The organism is Gilvimarinus sp. 1_MG-2023 (assembly GCF_030548285.1).
The window spans coordinates 1-352 of sequence record NZ_JAUOSC010000427.1; the positions used below are offsets into that span (position 1 = coordinate 1).

Below are 352 nucleotides of genomic sequence, written 5' to 3' on the forward strand. Positions count from 1 at the left end.
GGCAACAGCAGCGGCCGGCGAGCCGGGTAACACCGCCGCTGTCGCCACACTGACCGCGCCCAACACCCCAATCGAGGCATGACAGCGATGAGGAATAAAAGTCCGGGTCGACAAGGCTCCGCCGTTGCTGGCAGCACTGACCATGGTCATCTTGGGCACGGATTTGTCTTTCACATCCCCCAGATTCATCAATGGCCCGGCCTGTAAACGAATGGACTCCAGCCGCGCTCGCAAGTCATCGGTGGCTTCCAGTTCTTCACGGCTTTCGGTACCGGAAATACCCATGTCTGCAGCCTGCATAACCACCACGGGCATGCAGTTTTCAATCAGCGTAACCTCAACGCCATCAATC

General features: G+C 58.2%; 1 protein-coding gene. It reads right to left on the bottom strand.

Annotated elements, in window-relative coordinates:
- The coding region (locus Q4563_RS17475; RefSeq protein ID WP_303605400.1) for a PrpF domain-containing protein at window positions 1-351 on the bottom strand (351 nt) is incomplete at its 3' end.
- Window position 352: the final 1 nt, after the last annotated feature.